This is a genomic window from Bacillus sp. SRB3LM (genome assembly GCF_015712745.1).
GTDB classification, from domain to species: Bacteria; Bacillota; Bacilli; order Bacillales; family Bacillaceae_G; genus Bacillus_A; species Bacillus_A thuringiensis_K.
In genome coordinates this window covers 1-25,020 of record NZ_VWVQ01000038.1, presented here as the reverse complement: position 1 = coordinate 25,020, position 25,020 = coordinate 1, and the positions used below count along the sequence as shown (strand labels likewise).

Sequence of the window (25,020 nt, the reverse complement as noted above, 5' to 3'; positions counted from 1 at the left end):
AAAATAAAAATTGACGTTTCACGTTGTTTGTTTCGTTCAGTTTTCAAAGAACTACTTGGTCGCTCATTTGCGACTTCCTTATGTTAACATCTTCGTTTTTCGATGTCAACTAAGTTTTTCAATTTCTTTTTTGTCGTTTTCTGCGTTTCCGCATCAGCGACGGTTATTAATATATCATGCAGTAAAATGAAATGCAACACCTTTTATAAACTTTTTTTAAATTAACTACATTCCTTTTTTATTATCATATACTTAAACGAAATATCTCTTTCATTTCTAAGAGATTCCTACATATATTCTATATAAAGTCACTCTACCCAAAAACGTTTCTTTCTATAATAAACGTTTTATTTATATACGATATCATACAAGGAGGAATATATATGGACTATACCGATTTATTAATCAAACTAGGTCTTTCGGCTATTTTAGGGTTCGCCATCGGTTTAGAGCGCGAATTAAAACGTAAACCACTTGGTTTAAAAACGTGTTTAGTTATTTCTATTATCAGTTGCCTCCTGACGATTGTTTCTATTAAAGCAGCTTACAATTTACCACATACCGATCATATGAATATGGATCCACTTCGACTTGCCGCCCAAATTGTATCAGGAATCGGTTTTTTAGGTGCCGGTGTTATTTTAAGAAGAGGAAACGATAGTATTGCAGGACTAACGACTGCTGCTATGATCTGGGGCGCATCTGGTATTGGTATTGCTGTTGGAGCTGGATTCTATATCGAAGCAATTTTCGGGATGTGTTTCCTTATGATTAGTGTTGAACTTATACCGTTAACAATGAAATTCGTAGGACCTAGATCATTTCGTCAACGTGATATCGTAGTAAAACTTGTTGTGCGAAATATGGACAATATCCCAGTTGTAATTGAAGAAATAAAAGAAATGGATATAAAAGTGAAGAATATGAAGCTTAAAACGTTAGAAAATGGTTCTCATTATTTACATCTTAAATTATGTATCGATCAAAAAAGACATACTGCCGATGTTTACTATGCTCTCCAGCATCTTGAAAGTGTTCAACAAACTGAAGTGGAAAGTATGTAACGTAAAACAAACTCTCTTTATAAATTAGAGAGTTTTTCTTTTTTCTATAATGGCAACAATGAATGTAGTCCTGCAAAATAAGGAGGAATTGGCAATTGAAATCCCGTCCAAAATTAGTAGATACATTTCGTGATTCCATTATTTTTCGTTTAATTTGTTTTATTATTATACTTACCGCTTTTTCCGGCTTTCTTATACATAGATTAGAACCATCTCACTTTACCACATGGTTTGATGGAATTTGGTGGTCAATCGTTACAATTTTCACTGTTGGCTATGGTGACTTTGCCCCGCATACACTAATCGGCAAACTTATCGGTATGGGTATTATTTTATTTGGAACTGGTTTTTGTTCTTATTATATGGTGCTATTCGCCACTGATATGATTAATAAACAATATATGAAAGTTAAAGGAGAAGAAGCCGCGACTTCTAACAGTCATATGATTATTGTCGGCTGGAACGAACGGGCAAAACATGTTGTAAAACAAATGCACATCTTACAACCTAACCTGGATATCGTTTTAATTGATGAAACACTTTCTTTACTGCCAAAACCATTTCATCATTTAGAATTTATAAAAGGATGCCCCCATCACGATCAAACATTATTAAAAGCTAATATTACAACCGCTCACACTATATTAATAACTGCTGATAAAGAAAAAAACGAAAGCTTAGCTGATACACAGTCCATTTTAAATATTTTAACCGCAAAAGGGCTCAACCCAAACATTCACTGCATCGCTGAACTTCTTACTTCTGAACAAATACAAAATGCAACGAGAGCTGGCGCATCAGAAATTATAGAAGGAAATAAATTAACGAGCTATGTATTTACCGCTTCTCTTTTATTCCCTTCCATTTCAGGTGTACTATTTTCACTTTACAATGAAATCTCTGATAATAAATTACAACTGATGGAACTTCCATCTTCCTGCACCGGACAAACGTTTGCAAATTGTAGCTATACTCTTTTAAAGCAAAACATTCTCTTACTAGGTATAAAGCGCGACGAACAATATATGATTAATCCAGTTCATTCCTTTGTTCTCATTCAAAGCGACATACTCATTGTTATTCACCATTAGTAAAATGTTTTTCTAGTTCTTGCATGAGTACTTTCCCAATATCGATATACTTTCTTTTTACATCTCCATCTGGATCTTTCGGCTCAGCAAATTGATCCATTCCACTCGTTCCGGCTGTTAAAGTATTAACATGATCATCTAGTTCGTCTTGATATACGTGCGAAAGAATATACGGCGTTCCAAGACGAACTACTACACCAGGTACATCTAGTTCTCCATCAACCGCTGTAAATGGTACTCGTAAAAATTGATAGCCATCTTCTTCATCAATTTTATAATCAAAGCATCCTTTCTCATAATCCCAATTGCCGCCAATGCTATACCCAAGTGGCTTCATTATTTCTTCTAACTTATATAACGCATATGTACGTCCCTCTAAATTTGATTGAATCGGAATCAAGCCCATCCCTCCTAGACTTTTTCTTTAGCATACCCACTCTAGTTTGAATATACTAATGGACTTTTCGATAAAATAATAAAAAGCGGCCGGATTACGGCCGCTTTTTATTATTTTAAACGCTCTTCTAATTCTGCTTTTAATTCTTCAAATCCTGGTTTACCAAGTAAAGCAAACATGTTTTTCTTGTATGCTTCTACTCCAGGTTGGTCAAATGGATTTACGCCTAATAAGTAGCCGCTCATCGCACATGCTTTTTCGAAGAAGTATACAAGGTAACCAAATGTGTACTCATTTAATTCAGGAATATTGACGATTAAGTTTGGTACTCCCCCGTCGCTATGTGCAAGTAATGTACCTTCGTATGCTTTTGTGTTTACGAAGTCTACAGTTTCACCAGCAAGGTAGTTTAATCCGTCTAAATCGTTTTCTTCGGATTCGATTGTTAGTTCATGTGTAGATTTACCTACTTTAAGAACTGTTTCAAATAAGTCACGACGACCTTCTTGAACGTATTGACCTAATGAGTGTAAGTCAGTTGAGAAGTTTGCTGAAGATGGGAAAATACCTTTTTGATCTTTCCCTTCACTTTCACCAAATAACTGTTTCCACCACTCAGCGAAGTATTGAAGTGCTGGCTCATAGTTAACAAGCATTTCAATTGTTTTTCCTTTATTGTATAAAGCATTACGAACGACTGCGTATTGGTAAGCTGGGTTTTCTTCTAGTTCTGATGTTCCGAAGTCATCATGACCAGCAGCTGCACCTTTCATCATCTCTTCAATATTTAAGCCACTTACTGCGATTGGTAATAAACCAACTGGCGTTAATACAGAGAAACGACCTCCAACATCATCCGGAATAACAAATGTTTCGTAACCTTCGTTATCAGCTAATGTTTTTAATGCACCACGTGCTTTATCTGTAGTTGCATAAATACGTTTGCGAGCTTCTTCTTTTCCATACTTTTCTTCTAATAACTTACGGAAAATACGGAATGCTAGTGCTGGCTCTGTTGTTGTACCTGATTTGGAAATAACGTTAATAGAGAAGTCTTTACCTTCTAATACGTCCATTAAATCTTTCATGTAAGTGGAGCTAATGTTTTGTCCAACAAATAGCACTTGTGGAGTTTTACGTTGTTCTTTAGAAAGCGTGTTGTAGAAAGAATGGTTTAACATTTCGATTGCTGCGCGTGCTCCTAAGTAAGAACCACCAATACCTACAACAAGTAAAATGTCAGAGTCATTTTTAATTTTTTCTGCGCATTTTTGAATGCGAGCGAATTCTTCTTTGTCATATTGAAGCGGAAGATCTACCCACCCAAGGAAATCGTTCCCAGCTCCAGTTTTTTCGTGGATTGCGTGATGTGTTACTTTCACTGCATCACGTAAATAAGTGATTTCATGTTCACCGATGAAGGATAACGCTTTAGAATAGTCGAACGTTACATGTGTACTCATCTTTTTCCCTCCAATTATGGATATGTATTTCTGTATTCACTTTAGCGAAACTGAAGTTGTAAATCAAGCGATTCAAACATTGTAAACGTAACCAATATATATTTTTTAGAAAAAGTTCATTTTTTGCATAAAAATTCGTATTTTTCGGTATAGATGTATATACATCCTCTTTCGAACATTTTTTATGTATAAAAACAACATAACTACCCCATTCTATAAAAGAGTTAATTAACTCATCGCTTGCTCATGCTTCACAATTAAAAGGGGGGCTTTTTCATGAGTACTCTGCAACGTATCGCATTAGTCTTTACTGTAATTGGCGCTGTGAACTGGGGACTAATCGGGTTTTTCCAGTTTGACTTAGTAGCAGCCATTTTCGGTGGACAAAATTCAGCTCTTGCACGTATTATTTACGGCATCGTTGGTATATCTGGGCTTATCAACCTTGGTTTACTGTTTAAACCATCTGAAAATCTTGGTACGCACCCAGAAACAAACGAAATTCGATAATCAGTATGTCCTTTCACCTCCGACATACGAATATGATTGCATGCAATCATATTTGCAAATATATATCATAAGATAAAGTAAAAGAGGAACGCTCATATGCGTTCCTCTTTTACTTTGTTAACTCGGACTCTTCAATCCATTCTGCCAACTTTTCTCGCAGCGTATTAAATCCGTTTTCAGATGGGTTCGGTATAAGAATCCTTCCTTGCTTTCTTTTCGCCGCTTTTAACGATAAACTCATTTTTCTGTGCTCTTCATCAATTGAAAGTACCTTTACTTCTACTGTATCGCCGACTTTTAAAAAGTCATGAATATCCTTTACATATCCATTTGTAATTTCAGATATATGCACAAGTCCTTGTGTTTCTGCATCTAACGCTACAAACGCACCGTAATCTTGAATTCCAGTCACTTTCCCTGTTACAACCACTCCTGTTGTATATTGTTCTGACATATGAAACACTCCCATACGTTTACCATTCTCTCTACAATTATAGAGAGCAAAGCAGATATATTTATTTTAAATATCCGATTGGTTAGTACGCATTCTAGATAACGTTATCTAGAATGCGTATACCTTATATTAGTAAATTATACCACTATGACAGAACTCATTCAAAATTCATGAAAAATTCCCCTTAAAGAAGTATAATTCTCCAATATTGGGATAGACTACTAACACATGGCTTTCTAGTATTCCCCCCCTTTTATGGACAAAACGTATTACGTTTTGTCCTTTTTTTATTTTCGACAAACCGTTCCATTCTCTTCATTGCTTCCATAAGTTGTTCAAGCGACGTCGCATAAGAACAACGAATAAAACCTTCACCACTTTCGCCAAATACGCTACCAGGGACAACGGCCACTTTTTCTTCCAGCAATAACTGTTCTGCAAATTCCGCTGAAGATAATCCTGTTGAAGATATAGAAGGGAAAACATAAAATGCTCCGCCTGGCACATGACACGTTAAGCCCATTTCATTGAAAGATGTCGTCATGAAGTTACGACGCTTCTTATAACTATCTCTCATTCGAATTACTTCATCGTTCCCTGCGCGTAACGCCTCAAGTGCTGCAAACTGAGACATCGTCGGTGCACACATCATTGAATACTGATGGATTTTGAGCATTAATTCTGAAAATTGAACAGGAGCTGCAATCATACCGAGGCGCCATCCTGTCATCGCAAATCCTTTTGAAAATCCTGAAATTAAAATCGTATGCTCACGCATATTTTTAATACTCGCGAAACTCGTATATACTTCGTCGTATACAAGCTCTGCATAAATTTCATCAGATAATACAATTAGATTGTACTTCTCAACAATCACTGCTATTTCTTCAAGCTCGGATTTATTTAGCATTGCACCTGTCGGGTTATTTGGTGAACAAAGTAAAATTGCCTTTGTTTTCGCTGTAATAGCTGCTTCAATTTGTTCTGGTTGTACTTTAAACTCGTTTTCTAACGTAGTCGTCACAGGAACCGGAACTCCTCCAGCTAATGTCACAAGTGGTGCATAAGAAACGAAGCTTGGTTCAATAATGAGCACTTCATCATCAGGATTTATAATGGCGCGCATCGCTACATCTAACGCCTGGCTCGCTCCAACTGTAACAATGATTTCATCACTTGGATCATAAGATACTGCAAATTGTTTTTTTAGATACTTTGCTATTTCTTGACGGAGCTCCAATAATCCTGCATTTGCTGTATATGACGTATACCCTTGTTCCAAAGAACGAATACATGCTTGCCTTACATTCCAAGGTGTAACAAAATCCGGCTCTCCTACCCCGAGGGAAATAACACCTTTCATATTTGCTGCTAAATCAAAAAATTTTCGAATACCAGATGGTTTTAAAGATTCTGCTGATCTAGATAGTTCAAATTGCTTCATGGTGTCACCACAATTCGCTTATCATCATCGTCTTTTTCATAAATAACGCCCTCATGTTTATACTTCTTCAAAATGAAATGAGTAGTTGTAGAAACGACAGATTCAATTGTTGCTAATTTCTCAGAAACAAACATCGCTACTTCCCCCATCGTTTTCCCTTCTAATGTAATAGAAAGATCATATGTTCCTGACATTAAATAAACGGATTTCACTTCTGAATAACGATAAATTTGTTCAGCAACCGCATCAAACCCAACGCCGTGCTTTGGCGTAACTTTCACATCGATCATTGCCGTTAAACCTGTATGCTCTTTCACTTTCGTCCAATCAATATGTGTTACATAATCCACAATAATCTTTTCATTTTCTAATCTTGCAACCATCTTCTTTACTTCTTCTACTTCTATATTTAACAGCTTCGCTAATGTATCTACAGATAATCGACTACTCTTTTCAAGACAAGCTAATAATTCTAATTCTTTTTCTGTCACCATATAAATCATCCTTCCTTTTCGTTTGTGTCTAAATTATACAAATACCCTTTCCAGTTTGAAAAGAAGATTTTTCTATTGAATTATGTCAAAATAAAGTGAAACTTTAATCAGCGGAAAAATGTGGGATAAAGTGAAAGGGGATGGAACCGTGAAACCAAAAGTTTATATTGCTGAACCAGTTCCAACATTTGTAGAAAACTATTTATCAAAACACTGTGATTATGAAAAATGGGATCAAAATGAGAAAGTACCTCGTGATATTCTATTAGAGAAAATACAAGATAAAGATGGGTTATTAAATTTCGGATCTGCTATTAATGAAGAATTACTGACAGTAGCTCCTAACTTAAAAGTAGTGAGCAACATTTCTGTCGGTTACGATAATTTTGATTTACAAGCGATGAAAAACCGAAATGTTATCGGAACGAATACACCATACGTATTAGATGATACAGTAGCTGATCTCGTTTTCGCCCTTATGCTATCAGCTGGGCGCCGCGTTTGCGAACTCGATTCTTACGTGAAAAATGGTGAATGGAACGCTGAAATCGGAAAAGAACACTTCGGACTAGATGTACACCATAGCACAATTGGTATTATCGGTATGGGCCGAATTGGAGAAGCCGTTGCAAAACGAGCAAAATTCGGATTTGATATGAATGTTCTTTACTATAACCGCCGTCGTAAAGAAGAAGCTGAACAAAAATTCGATGCTACATATTGTGATTTACAGACGCTACTGAAGCAGTCTGACTTTATTGTTCTTCTTACTCCATTAACAGATGAAACATATCACCTTATCGGAGAAAAGGAATTTTCATTAATGAAAGACACAGCAATCTTCATTAATGCTTCTCGCGGCAAAACAGTAGATGAAAAAGCGTTAATCCATGCTTTAACAGAAAAGAAAATCTTTGCAGCAGGTATCGATACATTTACACAAGAGCCGATTCAAAAAGATAATCCACTCTTATCATTACAAAATGTTGTGACTTTACCACACATCGGATCTGCAACATTAAAAACTCGTCAGCAAATGGCTATGACCGCCGCTGAAAATTTAGTTGCAGGATTACAAGGAAAAACACCGCCTAATATTGTGCGCGGGTAATACCGAATAAGTGAAAGGCAAGATGACATCGTCATCTTGCCTTTTTTTGTTAACATATTTTCTTCTTCCTTGGAGATGATATGAACAAAAATCAATGGAGTGACAAAAAATGAATCATGAATATACTTGTCCTTATTTCACTTTTTCCACTCGCGGCACTACTGTTCATTACGAATTGTATGAACATGATAATAAAACAGAACGTCCTACTTTCGTACTAGTTCACGGCTTTTTATCTTCCTCATTCAGTTACCGCCGCCTCATTCCTTTACTATCGAAGGAAGGAACAGTCATTGCTCTTGATTTACCACCGTTCGGAAAAAGTGATAAGTCTCATCTGTTTAAGTATTCTTATCATAATTTAGCAACGATTATTATTGATTTAATTGAACATTTATCTCTCTCAAACATTGTATTAGTTGGACATTCTATGGGTGGGCAAATTTCTCTCTATGTAAACCGTATACGTCCTGAACTCATTTCAAAGACGATTTTACTATGCAGCTCTAGCTATTTAGCACGTGCAACCTTACCTTTACTATACTCTTCTTATTTACCGTTCTTTCATTTATACGTAAAGAACTGGATTATTAGGCGCGGCATCGTTCATAACTTAATGAATGTCGTTCATGATCACTCATTAATTGACGATGAAATGAAAAAAGGTTACTCCGCTCCTTTTTATGACGACCGTATATTTCCCGCTTTAACTCGCATGATACGAGACCGTGAAGGTGACTTATCTTCAACTGAATTACAAAAAATCGAAACACCTATCTTGCTCATTTGGGGTGAAAAAGACCGCGTCGTCCCTGTACATGTAGGTCATCGTCTACACAAAGATTTACCGAATTCAAAATTTATTTCTTACGAAAATACAGGACATTTACTACCTGAAGAAAAGCCTAAACATGTTTATGAAGAAATTATCGCTTTTTCCGCGCAATAAAGTGAAAATTTAATTAGTCCCGACCTAACTTCTTTGCTTCCGCTGAATTTTGAGGTGGGGTCTTACTACCAAGCAAATAGCGGGATAATATAAAAAAGGCTGTCGGAAATTCCGACAGCCTATAATGAACAACTTCCGCCTTCTTTTATTACAAGTAATTCCACAGCTAACTTCTCACATTTTTCAAGCGCAGGTACTTCCTCAAAAGACATAAAGTATATATGTTGAATCTTCTTTGCGATGTATTTTGGATCATCAAACACACTTGCGACGTTCACAACATCGCTCGCTTCTGTTTCATAAAACTCCGGTCCCATTTGAAACGGATCCCAATTCTTCACAACCTCTATCATCTTTTCATATGTACCCATTCGCTTCCCGCCTTTTCACTTTTTAATACTTTTCTTTATCCTATCACATCAGCTATTCTATAAGAAGAGAGAGAACTTTCGTAACTTATTGGTTTTACAGAAGAAGGGGGCAAACTTATGCAACTATTTCATAAAGCAATCAATCGACGTGGAACGCATAGTATAAAATGGGATACATATAAAAACGAAGAACTTATCCATGCTTGGATTGCTGATATGGATTTTGAAGTACCAAAACCAATTCAAACTGCCTTAAAACAACGGATCGAACATCCGATTTTTGGCTATACACTTCCCCCTGAAAATATTGGGGATATTATTTGTAACTGGACAAAACAACAATACGACTGGGACATTCAAAAAGAATGGATCGTCTTTAGTGCAGGGATCGTTCCAGCTCTTAGTACGAGCATACAGGCTTTTACAAAAGAAAACGAATCCGTTCTCGTACAACCACCTATTTATCCTCCATTTTTCGAAATGGTCACAACAAATAATAGGCAGTTATGTGTGAGTCCATTACAGAAACAAAATGATACATATGTGATAGACTTCGAGCATTTAGAAAAGCAGTTTCAGCAAGGCGTCAAACTCATGCTTCTTTGTAGCCCTCATAACCCAATCGGACGCGTTTGGACGAAAGAGGAACTTGTGCAGCTCGGATCGTTATGTACTAAATATAACGTAATCGTTGTCGCGGATGAAATTCATTCCGATATCATTTATGCAGACCATACACATACACCGTTCGCTTCCTTATCTGAAGAATTAGCAGCGCGCACTATCACTTGTATGGCTCCAAGTAAAACATTTAATATCGCTGGATTACAAGCGTCGATTATTATCATTCCAAACGAAAAACTCCGTCACGCCTTTACAGCTATCCAGTATAGACAAGGCTTCCACGGGTTAAATATCTTCGCTTATACAGCGATGCGAAGTGCCTATACAGAATGTAATGATTGGCTAAACGAAATTCGATTATATATAGAAGATAATGCTCAATTTGCTTGTGAATATATTAAAACTCACATATCTGCTCTTTCCGTAACGAAGCCTGAAGGTAGCTTTTTATTATGGATTGATTGTTCTCGTCTAAAGCTTTCTCAAAACGAGCGTACCGCACTACTTGAGGAAAAAGGAAAAATCATTGTTGAACCTGGTGAGAAATACGGGTTAGGTGGCGAAGAACATATTCGAATTAACATCGGCTGTCCACGATCTGTTTTAGAAGAAATTTTGAACAGACTGCGTCATACGTTTTCATAATAAGAAAGGAGGCTATCTCCAATTATTTTGGACAATCTCCTTTATCAATATCTTTTCAATTACATTTCACAAAGAAAGCTACCATTCACGGTAGCTTTTATTTTTTCTTCATATCCGATGCTTTTTTTACAATTACGCCACAAGCAATTCGATCCCCTGATTTACCTGTCGGCTGTGTCATACCATCATCAGGATTTTCTGTAATAATAATAGACGCTCCATCTTTTCTATGAATCGTCGTTTTTCCTTCTTCAAGTGTAATGTGGGGTGCATCGATTTCCGCTTTAATCTTTCCAGAACCGTCTGCAACTACGTTCGGTAAATCACCGTTTTCTGCACCCTTCGGATTAAGAAGACCATGTTTTTTATCATCGGGATTAAAATGATTCCCAGATGATTCAAAACGAGGTGCCTTACACTCTCCGATTTCATGTACATGTAGTCCGTGTGGTCCTGGCGTGAAACCTTCCCCTTTAATCGTAATCTTCACTCCACTTGTTTGTTGAACTACTTTCGCAGTCCCTACTTCATCTCCTGAAGCATTATGTAATTTCACTTCAATTTCTTTCGGCTTTCCTTGGTCACAACCTGCCATCAGAAATAATAAACAACAACTGAAAAAAAGCCGTTTCTTCATTCTATTCCCTCCAAAATATATTCTGCCCTTAGATTGTCCGAGCATAGAGGGAAACATACAAAAATGCGTTACTGTTTCTTTTCAGCTAATAGTTTTTCTTCAACTTTCTGTAATCGCTCTGCTTCTCTTTTTGATACACGAATAAACATGCGCCACGTGGCAATAGCACCGATAATAAATAGAACGCAAACAATCCCTGGAATAATATATTCTGTTTTATCTTCCGGAAAATATAAAGGCATCATATAGAACACTCCTTATTATAGGATTTATAAAACATCAGAATTTTCTGTTATATCATTTTAAATTATAGTGGAACCTATCCATATTCTCAAGGGGCGTTCTGAAAACGAATGATTTCTTTGACTCCTTCCCGTACTTTCCTTACTATAAACTTGAGGTGAAAAATATGAGAGAAACATTTGAAATTGGTGAAATCGTTACTGGTATTTATAAAACAGGAAAATACATCGGCGAAATTACAAATAGCCGTCCTGGTAGTTATGTCGTAAAAGTATTAGCTGTTTTAAAACATCCGGTGCAAGGTGACTTACATAACGTAAAACAAGCTGACGTGCCATTTTTCCACGAAAGACGTGCTTTAGCTTATCGTGAGCAAACGAACATTCCAGAGCAAATGGTAAAGAAATATGAAGGAGAAATTCCGGATTATACCGAGTCACTAAAATTAGCATTGGAAACTCAAATGAATTCATTTTCTGAAGATGATTCACCTTTTGCGGTTCGTAGTCTAGAAACATTAGAACAGTTAAAAAAGGACTACAAACTTTAAAAAAACAAAACGACCAAATTACATACTGTGCAATTTGGTCGTTACTGTGTGCTCACTTTCTTTAACACTTTTGAAAAATCAACGAGTTCCCCTAACGTTGGAGGTGCTGGTTTTACTAAATACTCTTTATCTTTTTCTACTAGTTTAAAAATATTGTACGTCGTCATCGCATCGTCAAGCGCACAATGATGCTTCCCTGTCCCTACTTTTCCATACGCCTCAATTGCTTTCCATAATCCTGTTTGATTTCTTTCTCCAAAAAACTTCTTATACTCAAGCGATAAATCACGACACTGCCCGAAGAATGGAAAAGCTATCCCTGCCATTTCACAATTATGCTTCAGCACTTTCATATCCATATTTCCCCACGTTACAATTGTCGGTTTACATTTCGTTTCGTATTCTGCAAGCTTCTTAACGAGTTCAGGAAATGAAATCCCTTTATCCACGACTTCTTGTTTTATTCCTAAAAACTTCTTGCATCGATCCGTTAAAGAGGGAAATGTTTTCGGTCTGACATGTGATGAATACGTATCTTCTACCTTACAGCCAGCAACTGAAACGAGTCCTACCTCAATAATCTCCGGAAAAAATCCTTTCGGTTTCTTTCTATGCTGGGGCATCGTAAACTCAAAGTCTAAAAATAAAAATCGTTGTTCATCCATACGATCCCTTCCTTATCATTTTTGTCATTCCTTTCTATTTGACACTCCTACACGAACAAGCTCGAATGCTAATTCCATTTTAAATATTCAGATTGGATGTATCTTATATATATGTCAAATGCCCACAAATATTTTAAAAAATAAGAAAAAATGACCTATGCAGAAAATATGACAAAATCCCCCCTTTCATTTACATCCGCCATTTTCCTACTTTATAATGACGTTATGTGTGTTTCTTCTAGAACATTTTTGACACACTAAGAAAAAGTGAATGAAAGGAGATGAGATTTTTGCACGAAACAACGCAAGAACTCGCTAACTGGCAGTATTATTTTGCTATCGCAGTCTTTTTAATTACATATGCCATTATTATTTCTGAAAAAATTAATCGTGCTGTCATCGCACTTCTTGGTGCAGCACTCATGGTAATTGTGGGAGTCGTCGATTTACACAACGCCTTTACGAAACATATTGAATGGGGAACGATTACGTTACTTATCGGTATGATGATTTTGGTGAACATTACGAGTAAATCAGGTGTTTTCCAATACGTTGCTATTAAAGCAGCAAAAGGAGCTCAAGGAAATCCAATTAAAATTTTAATTTCACTTTCCTTACTTACCGCGCTTGGCTCCGCATTTTTAGATAACGTTACAACTGTACTTCTTGTTGTTCCAGTTACTTTATCTATTACGCGCATACTGCAAGTAAATCCTGTTCCTTATTTACTTTCTGAAATTATTTTTTCAAACATTGGAGGAACAGCAACATTAATTGGTGATCCACCTAACATTATGATTGGTTCTGCCAATAAGCATTTAGACTTCAATGCTTTCCTATTGAATCTAGCACCAATCGTAATTATTATTATTGCAGTTACAGCGATAATACTTTACTTTATGTATCGCAAACAATTAATTGCCGATCCTGTACAAGTTAAGAAATTAATGAGCCTAGATGAAAAACAATACATTAAAGATCCAGTATTAATGAAAAAATCTTTAACAGTACTTGGACTTACAATTGTAGGTTTCATGACTCATTCGATTTTCCACGTTGATGCAGCTATCATCGCTTTAACTGGTGCTACTGTACTTATGTTAATTGGTGTGAAAGAGCATGAAATTGAGGAAGTATTTGCAAGCGTAGAGTGGGTAACAATCTTCTTCTTCGCAGGGCTATTCGTACTTGTTGGAGGACTTATCGATATCGGTCTTATCAAAATGTTAGCTCAAAAAGTAATCGGTATAACAGGCGGAGATATTTCTTACGCATCCATCCTTATTTTATGGGTATCTGGTATCGCCTCTGCAACAATTGATAACATCCCATTCGTTGCAACAATGATTCCACTTATTAACGATATGGCAGTTGGGCTAGGCTTATCACCATCTGACGCACAAATCGATGTATTATGGTGGGCATTAGCACTAGGTGCTTGTCTGGGCGGAAACGGAACGTTAATCGGAGCTTCTGCTAACGTAATCGTTGCAGGTATCGCGAGCCGCGAAGGACATAAATTTAGTTACATGGACTTCCTAAAAGTCGGTTTCCCAATTATGATCGTTTCATTAATCATTTCTCACATTTATATTTATTTACGCTACCTTATGTAGTAGAAAAAGCGCTCTGATAATCAGGGCGCTTTTTTACTTATATATAAAATATATCGACTTATCAACAAAAACGAAAAATCTATTCTTTATATCTCACCGGTTCATTTCGAATAATAAATAAATGAATCGGTAAGAATACCGAAAATGTGATTACATGAATAATCGTAAATAATATAGAGTTCGTTCCGTATCTGTCTAAAATAGCGTAGATAAGGTAAATGGACAATACAATCGATACAGCTGTTGCTAGTAAACTTATAATTGGTACGAAATTAAAAATAAAACATGCAACGTATATGCCGAATACTTTCCACCCTGCTTCTTCTTTCAAAAAATCTGGTAATTTATCTTTCGCTAAGTCACCCCATGTCTTACTATTCAAAAACGGAATAAACGCAAGCACCCCGTCCGTTGCACCATCATTTTTCGCCATCGAATAAAGTGCAAAAGCCGTTAACAAATATGAAATAATTGCCCAAATCAATATAACAAGAATAAACGCAAAACTAAGAGCAAAGAAACCTGCTAATACGCCTTGATCCTCCATCTTATCCTCTCCTCTCTACTTTCAACATATTTCATTACATTGCAAGTTATGTTTTAAAATTTATCCAAACTCTTTGTATAATAAGAAAAGAAAGAGAATAAGAGAGGAGCAACACCTATGCATCCATTTGTAAAAGCATTACAAGAGCATTTTACAGCTCATCAAAATCCTGAAAAAGCAGAACCTATGGCTCGTTATATGAAAAATCACTTCCCCTTTCTAGGTATTCAAACACCGGAAAGACGTCAATTATTAAAAGACATCATTCAAATACATACTCTCCCAAATCCAAAAGATTTCCAAATTATCGTACGTGAGCTTTGGGATTTACCAGAACGTGAATTTCAAGCAGCAGCACTCGATATTATGCAAAAATATAAAAAGCATATAAACGAAACTCATATCCCGTTTTTAGAAGAACTCATTGTCACAAAATCTTGGTGGGACACTGTTGATAGCATCGTCCCTACATTTTTAGGCGATATCTTTTTAAAACATCCAGAATTAATTTCTGCCTATATTCCAAAATGGATTGCATCAGATAACATATGGTTACAACGTGCCACTATTTTATTCCAACTAAAATATAAACAAAAGATGGATGAAGAACTTCTTTTCTGGATTATTGGACAACTACATTCTTCAAAAGAATTTTTCATTCAAAAAGCGATTGGCTGGGTCCTTCGTGAATATGCAAAAACAAATCCGGATGTAGTTTGGGAATACGTGCAAAACAATGAACTCGCTCCATTAAGTAAGCGTGAAGCAATTAAGCATATTAAACAAAATTACGGAATAAATAATGAAAAAATAGGCGAGACTCTATCATAGATAGACACGTTCCTCTATTGAGATTTAAAAAAGAACGTGTTAGAATATGTTCATTATTATTAATATAAGTAGCGATGACGGACTTATAAGTACTTGCATAAAAAGCGATTCAGGGATAGTGAAAGCCTGAAGCCGCAAGGAAACGGCAGTCCTGAGCAATACATGATAAAGTGGATGCACCTTTTGTGTATCAACTAGGGTGGAACCGCGGGCAAACGCTCGTCCCTAGGCAAATAAGCCTTGGGATGAGCGTTTTTTATGTTCTTTTTAGCATATACTGCTCGTTTCCAAAGTATCAGAGTATGTCATCGCCAATACGTTAACTTTCAAAAGGAGGATTTTCTTATGTATTCAATGGAACAAGTTGTAAACTTAGCGAAACATCGCGGTTTTGTTTTCCCTGGTTCTGAAATTTACGGTGGTCTTGCAAACACTTGGGATTACGGTCCACTTGGAATCGAATTAAAAAATAACGTTAAAAAAGCTTGGTGGAAAAAATTCATTCAAGAATCTCCACACAACGTTGGTTTAGACGCAGCTATTTTAATGAACCCTAAAACTTGGATCGCTTCTGGTCACGTTGGTAACTTCAACGATCCAATGATCGACTGTAAAAAGTGTAAAGCTCGTCACCGTGCTGACAAATTAATTGAAGATGCTTTAGATGCAAAAGGCATCGAAATGGTTGTTGACGGTCTTACTTTCGACCAAATGGCTGACTTAATGAAAGAACATGAAGTAAAATGCCCTGATTGCGGTAGTGAAGAATTCACTGAAATCCGTCAGTTCAACTTAATGTTCAAAACATTCCAAGGTGTTACAGAGTCTAGCACAAACGAAATCTTCCTTCGTCCTGAAACAGCACAAGGTATTTTCGTAAACTTCAAAAACGTTCAACGCTCTATGCGTAAAAAGCTTCCATTTGGTATCGGCCAAATCGGTAAGAGTTTCCGTAACGAAATCACACCTGGTAACTTCACATTCCGTACACGTGAATTCGAACAAATGGAACTTGAATTCTTCTGTAAACCTGGTGAAGATTTAGAGTGGTTCGCATTCTGGCGTGAAACTTGTAAAAACTGGTTACTTTCACTTGGTATGACTGAAGAGAGCATGCGTCTTCGTGACCACGGTGAAGAAGAGTTATCTCACTACAGTAATGCAACAACTGACATTGAATTCAAATTCCCATTCGGTTGGGGCGAACTATGGGGCGTTGCATCTCGTACAGACTTCGACTTAAAACGTCACATGGAACACTCAAACGAAGACTTTAATTATATCGATCCACAAACGAATGAGCGTTACGTACCATACTGCATCGAGCCATCTTTAGGTGCAGACCGCGTAACATTAGCATTCTTATGTGATGCATATGAAGAAGAGCAATTAGAAAATGATTCTCGTACAGTTCTTCGTTTCCACCCTGCTTTAGCACCATACAAAGCAGCTATCTTACCATTATCTAAAAAGCTATCTGAAGGTGCTACTGAAGTATTCGCAGAATTAGCTAAAGACTTCATGGTAGACTTTGATGAAACTGGTTCTATCGGTAAACGTTACCGTCGTCAAGACGAAATCGGTACACCATTCTGTATCACATACGACTTCGACTCAGTTGAAGACAAAGCTGTTACAGTACGTGACCGTGACACAATGGAACAAGTTCGTATGCCAATTAGTGAACTAAAAGGTTTCTTAGAGAAGAAAATCCAGTTCTAATTATAAGAAAAAGAGGCTGCTCATAAGAGCGCCTCTTTTTTACTTTTCACGTTTTTCTTTAATTGCTACTGTACATCTTGATATACATAGTAAATCATCATTTTCATCAATAATGCGAACATCCCAAACCATTGTCGATTGTCCTCTATGTATCGGTGTTCCGATTGCTGTTACAATTCCATCTTTCTTTGAACGAATGTGGTTTGCATTAATTTCTAATCCGAAACAAATACATTTTTCTTGATCAATTAAATTGTATGAACCAACACTTGCCACTGTTTCCGCTAATGCAACCGATGCACCGCCATGTAAAAATCCAAACGGCTGATGCGTACGCTCATCAACAGGCATCGTAGCAACCACCTTATCTTCTGTCATCTCTAACAACTCAATTCCAAGTGAATCCATTAAAGTTTTTGCCATATCGCTTCCCCTTCTCTTACTTTAATTAAATGTATAATTTTACCTATTTATTTTCAAACTACTTATAACACTTATATAAGGAGGCTTCACCTAAATGAAACAGAAATTTTGTATATTACTGCTTATGTTCTCCTTGCTGACTATTGTACCAAATTGTGCAATAACAGCCAAAGCATCTAACCTGACAATCGATGTTAAGACTGTAACGCAAAAAGGTAAGAAACCTTATATAGAATATCAAATAAATAGACCTTCTTTTCACAACTTTTCTGACTCTAAATTTCAAAACAAACTCAATTTATACTACAAAAAATCCACCGACAAATTTAAAAACAAATTAGAAAAAGAAGCAAAAAAATATTATAAAGAGACAGAAGGATCTAGTACACCATTTCATCCGTACGTAGCAAATGTTGATTATAAAGTCTCTGTAAACAAACCACCTTTCCTTAGCCTATATGTGAATTACTATCAATATACTGGCGGAGCACACGGTCTTTATACGTGGAAGGCAAATACATTTGATTTAAACGAAAAAAAGGTACTGCACTTAGACGATTTGTTTCAACAAAAGGATAATTATAAAGATGTAATCCGTGCAGAGATTGTACGACAAATTAAACAAAATGAAAGCATTTATTTTCCTGATGCAACTGAAAAGGTAATGAGTATGAAAAAGTTTCACTTCTTTTTAGAGCCAGACAATCTCGTCATTTATTTCCCTTTATATGAGATTGCTCCCTATTCAAGTGGAATTCCGCAATTTCGTATTCCATATACGTTGCTAAGAGACTATTTAAAGCCTTCTTATCAAAATATTTTGATTGACAACAAGTAAATATTTTCGCTACGATAATGTTAACCTAAAAACAACAGGAGGTTAACATTATGAGGAGATTTCATGTTTTAGATTTAGCATTAGCTGCCATGTTCGTTGCTCTTATGGCCATCGGTGCAAATATTGTATCTTGGGCACCATTCCTTCAAGTAGCAGGCATCCCATTATCTATGCAACCATTTTTCGCAATTTTAGCAGGTCTTCTTCTTGGAAGTAGACTTGGTGCCTTATCCATGACTGTATATATGCTCGTTGGCGTAGCCGGCGCACCAATCTTCGCTAACTTCAAGGCTGGATTTGGAGCACTTTTAGATCCTACTGGTGGTTTTATTATCGCATTTATTATCGTTGCTTATGTGTCGGGAAAACTAGTAGAACAAAAAGAAAGACCAACATTCATTACATTTGCAATTGCCTCTTTCACAGGAATTATTTTAACTTATATAATCGGTACTACTTACATGTACGGGGCAGTCAATCTCTTTATGGACGGTAATATGAGCTATAAAGCTGCTTGGATGATTATGATGTGGTTTGCAGTAAAAGATATTGCATTTACAATTATCGGTGCTATTATCGCACCTCGCATATACTATGCTGTGCGTCGTTCTGCTTATCAGCATTCTCATTCAACGATTTCATAATAAAAAAAACGAGTTATTTCAGTATACTGAAATAACTCATTTTTTTATTATGAATCTTGATTCGATTGTTCTTCTAAAATTTTCTTCATCATTGCAACCATGTCATCACGTAATTCTGGGTGTTGCAGGGCCATTTCGATTGTCGTTTGAACGAATCCTAGCTTTTCACCTACATCGTAGCGCTTTCCTTCGAAATCGTAAGCAAATACACGTTGGATTTCATTTAAGCTTTGGATTGCATCTGTTAACTGAATTTCACCACCAGCACCGACATGTTGCTGTTCTAAGAACATAAAGATTTCAGGCGTTAAAATGTAACGACCCATAATTGCTAAGTTTGAAGGAGCTGTACCTTGTGCTGGTTTCTCAACGAAATTGCGGACTTGGTAACGACGACCTTCTTGTTCTAATGGATCGATAATTCCATAGCGATGTGTTTCCGACTCTGGAACAGTTTGTACACCAATAACAGAAGAAAGTGTTTTTTCATACTCATCCATTAATTGACGTAAACACGGTTTCTCAGCTTGGACAATATCATCACCTAGTAACACTGCAAACGGCTCATCACCAATGAATTTACGCGCACACCAAACAGCATGTCCTAGTCCCTTCGGCTCTTTTTGACGGATATAATGAATATCTACCATTTTTGAAGAAGCTTGTACTTTTTCAAGCAACTCATATTTTTTCTTCTCTAATAAGTTTTGTTCTAGTTCAAATGCGTTATCAAAATGATCTTCGATAGAACGCTTTGTTTTACCAGTAACAATAATAATATCTTCGATACCCGATTTCACTGCTTCTTCTACAATGTACTGGATCGTCGGTTTATCTACTATCGGTAACATTTCTTTTGGCATTGCTTTCGTTGCTGGTAAAAAACGTGTTCCTAATCCAGCTGCTGGGATTATCGCTTTTCTTACTTTTTTCATCACAAAATACCCTCTCTCCTGTCGGAATCAATAGCAATCATTTCCTACATAAAACAAAAGGGAGATTTCGCTCCCTTTTGTTCCTTACTACTTAAAATTACTTTGTATTATAAACGATTCATAATGTCTTCTTTAATAGTAAGTAACTTTTGTTCACTATTTTGTAAAGAACTATCTTTCACACCAAAGTAAAACTTAATCTTCGGCTCAGTTCCAGATGGACGTAGGCAGAACCATGAACCATCCTCTAATTGATATTTTAACACATTTGATTTCGGTAAGTGAATCTCTTCTTTATGTCCATCTTGTAAAGATGTAACGATGCTTGCTTTATAGTCTTCCACTGCTACGACTGTTAAGCCCGCTACTTCTTTCGGAGGATTCTCACGGAACGTTGCCATCATCTCTTGGATTTTTTCCGCTCCATCTTTTCCTTTTAACGTTAACGATACAAGGTCTTCACGGAAGAAGCCGTACTTCTCAAATACTTCTAATAGACCGTCATATAACGTTTTCCCTTGTGATTTGTAGTATGCAGCTACTTCACATGCAAATAGGACAGATTGTACTGCATCTTTATCACGGCAGAATGGGCGGATTAAATAACCATAGCTTTCCTCATAACCGAATTGGAATTCATATTGTCCGCTTTCTTCATACTGTCTAATTTTCTCACCGATAAATTTAAATCCAGTTAACGTATCAATTGTATCTAAACCGTATGCTTTTGCAATTGTACGACCAATTTCAGACGTTACGATTGTTTTTAATACGACACCGTTCTCTGGAAGCGTTCCGTTTTCTTTCTTTTGAGATAGTAAGTAATCAAGCATTAATGCACCTGTTTGGTTTCCTGTTAATACTTGGAACTCACCATTATGATTACGCACTGCTACACCAAGGCGATCTGCGTCAGGATCAGTTGCGATTAATACATCTGCGCCTACCTTTTCACCGTCACGAATTGCATACTCAAACGCTGCGTGCTCTTCTGGGTTCGGTGATTTTACTGTAGAGAAGTTTGGATCTGGTAACTCTTGCTCTTTTACAACTGTTACATCTGTAAATCCAACTTCTTTTAAACCACGGCGTACAGAAATATTTGATGTTCCGTGTAATGGTGTAAAGACGATTTTCAAGTCTTTACCAACCTTTTGCACCATTTCTTTATTAATGATGACATTGTTCAATTCTGCAGCATATGCATCATCTACTTCTTGTCCAATAATATATAATAAACCGTCAGCTTTTAATTGCTCTACATCAGCAACTTCAACTGTTAATTCATCTTCTACTGCATTTACGTAGCTAATTAACTCATCTGCCTCTTTTGGAGGTAACTGTCCACCATCTTCACCGTATACTTTGTATCCGTTATATTCAGGCGGATTATGGCTTGCCGTAAGAACGACTCCACTTACTGTATGTAAATGACGAACTGCGAAAGAAAGTACTGGCGTTGGACGTAAGCTTTCAAACACATATGTTGTAATGCCGTGTGCACCAAGTGTAGCAGCAACTTCCATTGCGAACTCAGGTGATTTATGACGAGAATCATAGGCTACAACAACACCGCGTTTTTTCGCTTCCTCACCTAATTTTTCGATAAAGCTTGCTAATCCTTTTGTTGCTTTACGAACTGTATATACGTTTAAACGGTTCGTACCAGCACCAAGTTCACCACGCATACCACCTGTGCCAAACTCTAGATTTTTATAAAAGCTATCCTCGATTTTCTTCTCATCTTGCTTCATATTTTCTAGCTGTTCTTTTAATTCTGCATCTAATTGTGCGTAAGAAAGCCAGCGACTAAATTCTTGTTTCCAATTCATTCTTCTCTCTCCTCTCGCTCGTCATACCTTTATTATATGAAAAAAACATGCTGTATCTCAATATTTTATAAAATCTAGCAGGATTTTACTAGGAATATTTGTATACACTATTGTTAAATACTCCACTAAAGGGAATGAGGATTATGCACGAATGGGGCTTGTCAGAAGAACTCAAAATACAAACAAAGCAAATGATTGAAATTGCTGAAAGAGAACTATCGATTATGAGGAACGCAATCGATAAAGAAGACGAATGTATTTTATGCAAAATGGAAGATATTCATCATATGTTGGCAAATGTACAAACATTGGCAGCTACATACTATATTCAGGCATATTTATCACCTTATACGGAAAGTTCATCTTTTATTACGACAGCTATCCAACATTTAAGCGCTAGAAAACATGGTGCTCTTATCGTTGTAGAACGAAACGAGACGCTTGAAGCTTTCATTCAAACTGGAACGACATTAAACGCTCATTTAACTGCACCATTACTCGAATCAATATTTTATCCAGGTAACCCTCTTCATGACGGTGCCGTTCTCGTAAAAAATAATCATATTGTCTCAGCTGCTAATATTCTTCCTTTAACGAAAAGTACAGAAGTTGATCCTGAACTAGGAACACGTCACAGAGCTGCAATTGGCTTATCAGAAAAGAGTGATGCACTTATATTAGTTGTCTCTGAAGAAACGGGCCGTACTTCTTTTGCTTTAAATGGGATTTTGTATACGATTTCTTTATAAACACTTTTTAGCATTTTTTTGAACAGCGCGGTAGTAAATGAATTTATATCGAATTACCAACAAATACACCTACCATATCAATAAAAAAGGCTGTCTCCAAAATTTGAGACAGCTTTTTCTTCAAAAAATTATTCTTCTACAAAATGCTCGAAAAGTATACGAATTACCTACACCATTGCTCGAGCTGACCATAAATTATGTGCTCACAGGGATGTCTAAGTACAATAATTATCTCTTCATGGCTTGCTACTCTTTTTGTACTCAAAACATGTTTAGAGCTCTTTCATAACAACTACATTTTTCTAAAATGCTTCACTTCCAGCTATTATTTTCTATCTATTTTTAAGAAATAGTAAAAAAGGGTACTTTAGAAATCCTATCTAAAGTACCCTTTTATTAAAAATCTATTTTATTATAAAGAATAATTGGAGACTGCAAAATGATAAAAATATAGCATACTTTCAAAGTTATTTATAATTATTAATATTAATATTAAACATAAAGCAACTACTTTTACACGTCTCATCACTTTAAAACCATATGCCAATAATAACGGTATTGTAAACAGCATATGTGCGCCATAAATAAATGCTTCAGATGCCCCAAAACCAATAATTCCATGTAAAACAATATTAAATAGTAAACAGAAACTTAAAAACCTTACGAAAGGCTCTTTTCTAAAGTTTTTCCATACAGCTACTATTATAAAAGCATACACAGATACAATCACAATCCACCCGATCATAGTATGCGATGGAAGCATATTTAATTGTGCGAATTGCTCACCTTGTCTTAAAGTAACTTCCGAGAATGGTCCAAAGATGAATGAAGATCCTAATACCAAATGAAATGCTAGTATATACTTAGACCCTACATATTCCTCTGAAAAACCTTGTTTCTCTGTAAATTTAATATTAGTATTGATCACATCAATAAGGGATATGTTATTTTCTATAATCACTAATACGAAAAGAAGAACGACCACAATGATAGAAATACCAGTCCAAATGATTCTTTTCTTTAATGTTTTATAACTCATTACACTACCTAAAAACCATATAAACGAATTTGTTGATGTAACTCCCGTTATTCCTATTGCCAATAACATATTAGCAACGCTGAATCCTGCTTTCGCTTCTTTTTCTCCTGTAATAAACGGATAACATACAAAGCACATCAGTACCAATGTGAAATTGGCATAAACAAAAGATTCCGGTGTCCACGTAATAACTAACATAGTAGCTGAAAATCCGTACATAACCGCTAATAGGAAAGAAACAATTACATTCTTACAAATTTTACAACATAACATGTAAATCATGACTACACTTATCGTACTTAAGAATGCTTGGAAAAATATAATACCTTGCACTACATTTTTTACACCTAGTGATGATACCACTGTTGCTATTTCCTCAGTTAAAAAATTTAAAAATGGATGTCGAAACAACACTTCATCTGCAATTGGTATTTTAGCCAAGAAAAAACTTAAAATGTAATAACCCTGATCAAAAGAAAAATACATGTCATACCAGGAAGCTGTTAAAATCTTAGAGTCGTTTTCCATTTTCCAACCGATAAAAAAATAAAATGACCAATAAAAAATGAAAAGGACAAGGGCTAACATACCCTTTCCTTTATAATCATTCCAAATATTCAATACTTCTTCTCCTCTCTACGGTAGAAATAACATAATTAGATGTGCCACGTACCCAATAACTGTTCCTAACACAAGTCCACCAAAAATCTCATGCCAATGATGTCCTTGACGCTCTCTTAATTTTTCTTCTTCCGAACTTATATGTTTATTCAACATTTTTGCATGTTTACCAACTGTACGGCGAAGTCCTGTGGCATCAATGATAACAATTGTTAAAATTGCCATCCCGATTCCAAACATCGGGGTATTAAAACCTTCATGAAACCCTATTGTCATGACCATACTTGATAAAATCGTTGTATGCGTACTAGGAAATCCACCATTTCCTACTAAACGAAAAGCATCTTTTCCAGAACGAAGATAATTCACTAAAAATTTTAATACTCCCGAAGCTACCCAAGCTATAAATGGAAGTACACAATATAAATATGTTCCCATTGCTTTACCTCCTATGATTTTGCAATAAATAAAATGCCAGCTACTATACATACCATTCCAGCAATTTTCATGA

28 protein-coding genes are annotated in these 25,020 nt (G+C 36.1%); 13 read left to right on the top strand and 15 right to left on the bottom strand.

Annotated features, from left to right (window positions below):
* Window positions 1-383: 383 nt before the first annotated feature.
* Together F3I02_RS17405 and F3I02_RS17400 are read left to right on the top strand one after the other, a co-directional pair.
* Window positions 384-1,064, top strand: coding sequence for an MgtC/SapB family protein (locus tag F3I02_RS17405; protein WP_000386685.1), 681 nt, complete (start codon window positions 384-386; stop codon window positions 1,062-1,064).
* A gap of 95 nt (window positions 1,065-1,159) precedes the next feature.
* Entirely contained in the window at window positions 1,160-2,155 is a 996-nt protein-coding gene (locus tag F3I02_RS17400; protein ID WP_000842314.1) for a potassium channel family protein, read from the top strand.
* Here the strand turns inward: F3I02_RS17400 and F3I02_RS17395 are convergent.
* Both F3I02_RS17395 and F3I02_RS17390 read right to left on the bottom strand, forming a co-directional pair.
* The gene (locus tag F3I02_RS17395) at window positions 2,142-2,555 is read right to left on the bottom strand and encodes a YugN-like family protein (RefSeq protein ID WP_000612342.1); all 414 of its coding nucleotides are present in this window, start codon (window positions 2,553-2,555) and stop codon (window positions 2,142-2,144) included. The two genes, F3I02_RS17400 and F3I02_RS17395, sit on opposite strands and share 14 nt — an antisense overlap.
* Before the next feature lie 107 nt (window positions 2,556-2,662).
* A complete protein-coding gene (locus F3I02_RS17390) occupies window positions 2,663-4,015 on the bottom strand; it encodes a glucose-6-phosphate isomerase (RefSeq protein ID WP_000103654.1) in 1,353 nt (450 codons plus the stop codon).
* Between the two features lie 276 nt (window positions 4,016-4,291).
* Between F3I02_RS17390 and F3I02_RS17385 the strand changes: the two genes are divergently transcribed.
* Complete coding sequence (locus tag F3I02_RS17385) at window positions 4,292-4,525, top strand: DUF378 domain-containing protein (RefSeq protein ID WP_000105788.1); 234 nt, start codon at window positions 4,292-4,294, stop codon at window positions 4,523-4,525.
* A gap of 109 nt (window positions 4,526-4,634) precedes the next feature.
* On the opposite strand, the gene yugI is transcribed toward F3I02_RS17385, so the two are convergent.
* From yugI to F3I02_RS17370, 3 genes are all read right to left on the bottom strand, one after another.
* Window positions 4,635-4,979: a S1 domain-containing post-transcriptional regulator GSP13 gene (yugI, locus tag F3I02_RS17380; protein WP_000003764.1), complete on the bottom strand. Its 345-nt coding sequence runs from the start codon at window positions 4,977-4,979 to the stop codon at window positions 4,635-4,637.
* A 253-nt stretch (window positions 4,980-5,232) separates the two neighbouring features.
* The gene (locus tag F3I02_RS17375) at window positions 5,233-6,423 is read right to left on the bottom strand and encodes an aminotransferase (protein WP_000808532.1); all 1,191 of its coding nucleotides are present in this window, start codon (window positions 6,421-6,423) and stop codon (window positions 5,233-5,235) included.
* Window positions 6,420-6,917: an Lrp/AsnC family transcriptional regulator gene (locus F3I02_RS17370; RefSeq protein WP_000255696.1), complete on the bottom strand. Its 498-nt coding sequence runs from the start codon at window positions 6,915-6,917 to the stop codon at window positions 6,420-6,422. The genes F3I02_RS17375 and F3I02_RS17370 overlap by 4 nt, the downstream gene beginning before the upstream one ends.
* Before the next feature lie 118 nt (window positions 6,918-7,035).
* Between F3I02_RS17370 and F3I02_RS17365 the strand changes: the two genes are divergently transcribed.
* On the top strand, window positions 7,036-8,028 hold the full coding sequence (locus F3I02_RS17365; RefSeq protein ID WP_196478245.1) for a 2-hydroxyacid dehydrogenase: 993 nt from the start codon (window positions 7,036-7,038) through the stop codon (window positions 8,026-8,028).
* A 109-nt stretch (window positions 8,029-8,137) separates the two neighbouring features.
* Entirely contained in the window at window positions 8,138-8,977 is an 840-nt protein-coding gene (locus tag F3I02_RS17360; protein WP_001015217.1) for an alpha/beta fold hydrolase, read from the top strand.
* Window positions 8,978-9,096: 119 nt separating this feature from the next.
* Here F3I02_RS17360 and F3I02_RS17355 read toward each other — a convergent pair whose 3' ends face one another.
* Window positions 9,097-9,348, bottom strand: coding sequence for a YugE family protein (locus F3I02_RS17355; RefSeq protein WP_000537632.1), 252 nt, complete (start codon window positions 9,346-9,348; stop codon window positions 9,097-9,099).
* A 117-nt stretch (window positions 9,349-9,465) separates the two neighbouring features.
* Between F3I02_RS17355 and F3I02_RS17350 the strand changes: the two genes are divergently transcribed.
* On the top strand, window positions 9,466-10,617 hold the full coding sequence (locus F3I02_RS17350) for a MalY/PatB family protein (protein WP_001175810.1): 1,152 nt from the start codon (window positions 9,466-9,468) through the stop codon (window positions 10,615-10,617).
* A gap of 97 nt (window positions 10,618-10,714) precedes the next feature.
* On the opposite strand, the gene sodC is transcribed toward F3I02_RS17350, so the two are convergent.
* Both sodC and F3I02_RS17340 read right to left on the bottom strand, forming a co-directional pair.
* Window positions 10,715-11,254, bottom strand: a complete 540-nt coding sequence (sodC, locus tag F3I02_RS17345; protein WP_000746520.1) for a superoxide dismutase [Cu-Zn] — start codon at window positions 11,252-11,254, stop codon at window positions 10,715-10,717.
* A 68-nt stretch (window positions 11,255-11,322) separates the two neighbouring features.
* On the bottom strand, window positions 11,323-11,499 hold the full coding sequence (locus F3I02_RS17340; protein WP_000982757.1) for a hypothetical protein: 177 nt from the start codon (window positions 11,497-11,499) through the stop codon (window positions 11,323-11,325).
* A 164-nt stretch (window positions 11,500-11,663) separates the two neighbouring features.
* On the opposite strand from F3I02_RS17340, the gene kapB reads away from it, so the two are divergent.
* Complete coding sequence (kapB, locus tag F3I02_RS17335) at window positions 11,664-12,047, top strand: kinase-associated lipoprotein KapB (RefSeq protein WP_001209329.1); 384 nt, start codon at window positions 11,664-11,666, stop codon at window positions 12,045-12,047.
* Window positions 12,048-12,088: 41 nt separating this feature from the next.
* Here the strand turns inward: kapB and kapD are convergent, their stop codons facing one another.
* On the bottom strand, window positions 12,089-12,712 hold the full coding sequence (gene kapD / locus F3I02_RS17330; RefSeq protein WP_000344356.1) for a 3'-5' exonuclease KapD: 624 nt from the start codon (window positions 12,710-12,712) through the stop codon (window positions 12,089-12,091).
* A gap of 290 nt (window positions 12,713-13,002) precedes the next feature.
* Here kapD and F3I02_RS17325 point away from each other — a divergent pair, with 290 nt between their 5' ends.
* On the top strand, window positions 13,003-14,328 hold the full coding sequence (locus tag F3I02_RS17325) for an ArsB/NhaD family transporter (RefSeq protein ID WP_000545232.1): 1,326 nt from the start codon (window positions 13,003-13,005) through the stop codon (window positions 14,326-14,328).
* A gap of 79 nt (window positions 14,329-14,407) precedes the next feature.
* Here the strand turns inward: F3I02_RS17325 and F3I02_RS17320 are convergent, their stop codons facing one another.
* Complete coding sequence (locus F3I02_RS17320; RefSeq protein WP_000390061.1) at window positions 14,408-14,875, bottom strand: hypothetical protein; 468 nt, start codon at window positions 14,873-14,875, stop codon at window positions 14,408-14,410.
* A gap of 117 nt (window positions 14,876-14,992) precedes the next feature.
* Between F3I02_RS17320 and F3I02_RS17315 the strand changes: the two genes are divergently transcribed.
* Window positions 14,993-15,706, top strand: coding sequence for a DNA alkylation repair protein (locus F3I02_RS17315; protein WP_046945265.1), 714 nt, complete (start codon window positions 14,993-14,995; stop codon window positions 15,704-15,706).
* Between the two features lie 345 nt (window positions 15,707-16,051).
* On the top strand, window positions 16,052-17,428 hold the full coding sequence (locus tag F3I02_RS17310; protein ID WP_000287148.1) for a glycine--tRNA ligase: 1,377 nt from the start codon (window positions 16,052-16,054) through the stop codon (window positions 17,426-17,428).
* Window positions 17,429-17,467: 39 nt separating this feature from the next.
* Here F3I02_RS17310 and F3I02_RS17305 read toward each other — a convergent pair whose 3' ends face one another.
* Complete coding sequence (locus F3I02_RS17305; protein ID WP_001140612.1) at window positions 17,468-17,851, bottom strand: hotdog fold thioesterase; 384 nt, start codon at window positions 17,849-17,851, stop codon at window positions 17,468-17,470.
* Between the two features lie 94 nt (window positions 17,852-17,945).
* Between F3I02_RS17305 and F3I02_RS17300 the strand changes: the two genes are divergently transcribed.
* Both F3I02_RS17300 and F3I02_RS17295 read left to right on the top strand, forming a co-directional pair.
* A complete protein-coding gene (locus F3I02_RS17300) occupies window positions 17,946-18,689 on the top strand; it encodes a DUF3298 and DUF4163 domain-containing protein (RefSeq protein WP_196478244.1) in 744 nt (247 codons plus the stop codon).
* 50 nt (window positions 18,690-18,739) lie between these two features.
* Window positions 18,740-19,333: a biotin transporter BioY gene (locus F3I02_RS17295; protein WP_001252162.1), complete on the top strand. Its 594-nt coding sequence runs from the start codon at window positions 18,740-18,742 to the stop codon at window positions 19,331-19,333.
* Between the two features lie 47 nt (window positions 19,334-19,380).
* On the opposite strand, the gene galU is transcribed toward F3I02_RS17295, so the two are convergent.
* On the bottom strand, window positions 19,381-20,268 hold the full coding sequence (galU, locus tag F3I02_RS17290; protein WP_002164219.1) for a UTP--glucose-1-phosphate uridylyltransferase GalU: 888 nt from the start codon (window positions 20,266-20,268) through the stop codon (window positions 19,381-19,383).
* Between the two features lie 107 nt (window positions 20,269-20,375).
* Complete coding sequence (locus F3I02_RS17285; RefSeq protein WP_196478243.1) at window positions 20,376-22,100, bottom strand: phospho-sugar mutase; 1,725 nt, start codon at window positions 22,098-22,100, stop codon at window positions 20,376-20,378.
* A 143-nt stretch (window positions 22,101-22,243) separates the two neighbouring features.
* Between F3I02_RS17285 and cdaS the strand changes: the two genes are divergently transcribed.
* Window positions 22,244-22,849, top strand: a complete 606-nt coding sequence (cdaS, locus tag F3I02_RS17280; protein ID WP_000545255.1) for a sporulation-specific diadenylate cyclase CdaS — start codon at window positions 22,244-22,246, stop codon at window positions 22,847-22,849.
* A 412-nt stretch (window positions 22,850-23,261) separates the two neighbouring features.
* On the opposite strand, the gene F3I02_RS17275 is transcribed toward cdaS, so the two are convergent.
* Window positions 23,262-24,509 (bottom strand): DUF6080 domain-containing protein, encoded by a 1,248-nt coding sequence (locus F3I02_RS17275; protein WP_196478242.1) that lies wholly within the window; start codon window positions 24,507-24,509, stop codon window positions 23,262-23,264.
* Window positions 24,510-24,524: 15 nt separating this feature from the next.
* Window positions 24,525-24,947, bottom strand: coding sequence for a divergent PAP2 family protein (locus F3I02_RS17270; protein ID WP_000537662.1), 423 nt, complete (start codon window positions 24,945-24,947; stop codon window positions 24,525-24,527).
* Window positions 24,948-25,020 lie beyond the last annotated feature (73 nt).

Bases quoted from the DNA above. Each gene is read 5' to 3' on its own strand.
- F3I02_RS17375 (WP_000808532.1), bottom strand. From the start codon at position 6,423: ATGAAGCAATTTGAACTATCTAGATCAGCAGAATCTTTAAAACCATCT.
- F3I02_RS17285 (WP_196478243.1), bottom strand. From the start codon at position 22,100: ATGAATTGGAAACAAGAATTTAGTCGCTGGCTTTCTTACGCACAATTA.
- F3I02_RS17315 (WP_046945265.1), top strand. From the start codon at position 14,993: ATGCATCCATTTGTAAAAGCATTACAAGAGCATTTTACAGCTCATCAA.
- F3I02_RS17270 (WP_000537662.1), bottom strand. From the start codon at position 24,947: ATGGGAACATATTTATATTGTGTACTTCCATTTATAGCTTGGGTAGCT.
- F3I02_RS17405 (WP_000386685.1), top strand. From the start codon at position 384: ATGGACTATACCGATTTATTAATCAAACTAGGTCTTTCGGCTATTTTA.
- galU (WP_002164219.1), bottom strand. From the start codon at position 20,268: ATGAAAAAAGTAAGAAAAGCGATAATCCCAGCAGCTGGATTAGGAACA.
- sodC (WP_000746520.1), bottom strand. From the start codon at position 11,254: ATGAAGAAACGGCTTTTTTTCAGTTGTTGTTTATTATTTCTGATGGCA.
- F3I02_RS17300 (WP_196478244.1), top strand. From the start codon at position 17,946: ATGAAACAGAAATTTTGTATATTACTGCTTATGTTCTCCTTGCTGACT.
- F3I02_RS17390 (WP_000103654.1), bottom strand. From the start codon at position 4,015: ATGAGTACACATGTAACGTTCGACTATTCTAAAGCGTTATCCTTCATC.
- F3I02_RS17365 (WP_196478245.1), top strand. From the start codon at position 7,036: ATGTGGGATAAAGTGAAAGGGGATGGAACCGTGAAACCAAAAGTTTAT.
- F3I02_RS17295 (WP_001252162.1), top strand. From the start codon at position 18,740: ATGAGGAGATTTCATGTTTTAGATTTAGCATTAGCTGCCATGTTCGTT.
- F3I02_RS17370 (WP_000255696.1), bottom strand. From the start codon at position 6,917: ATGGTGACAGAAAAAGAATTAGAATTATTAGCTTGTCTTGAAAAGAGT.
- F3I02_RS17320 (WP_000390061.1), bottom strand. From the start codon at position 14,875: ATGGAGGATCAAGGCGTATTAGCAGGTTTCTTTGCTCTTAGTTTTGCG.
- F3I02_RS17310 (WP_000287148.1), top strand. From the start codon at position 16,052: ATGTATTCAATGGAACAAGTTGTAAACTTAGCGAAACATCGCGGTTTT.
- yugI (WP_000003764.1), bottom strand. From the start codon at position 4,979: ATGTCAGAACAATATACAACAGGAGTGGTTGTAACAGGGAAAGTGACT.
- F3I02_RS17355 (WP_000537632.1), bottom strand. From the start codon at position 9,348: ATGGGTACATATGAAAAGATGATAGAGGTTGTGAAGAATTGGGATCCG.
- F3I02_RS17360 (WP_001015217.1), top strand. From the start codon at position 8,138: ATGAATCATGAATATACTTGTCCTTATTTCACTTTTTCCACTCGCGGC.
- kapB (WP_001209329.1), top strand. From the start codon at position 11,664: ATGAGAGAAACATTTGAAATTGGTGAAATCGTTACTGGTATTTATAAA.
- F3I02_RS17385 (WP_000105788.1), top strand. From the start codon at position 4,292: ATGAGTACTCTGCAACGTATCGCATTAGTCTTTACTGTAATTGGCGCT.
- cdaS (WP_000545255.1), top strand. From the start codon at position 22,244: ATGCACGAATGGGGCTTGTCAGAAGAACTCAAAATACAAACAAAGCAA.
- F3I02_RS17305 (WP_001140612.1), bottom strand. From the start codon at position 17,851: ATGGCAAAAACTTTAATGGATTCACTTGGAATTGAGTTGTTAGAGATG.
- F3I02_RS17340 (WP_000982757.1), bottom strand. From the start codon at position 11,499: ATGATGCCTTTATATTTTCCGGAAGATAAAACAGAATATATTATTCCA.
- F3I02_RS17350 (WP_001175810.1), top strand. From the start codon at position 9,466: ATGCAACTATTTCATAAAGCAATCAATCGACGTGGAACGCATAGTATA.
- kapD (WP_000344356.1), bottom strand. From the start codon at position 12,712: ATGGATGAACAACGATTTTTATTTTTAGACTTTGAGTTTACGATGCCC.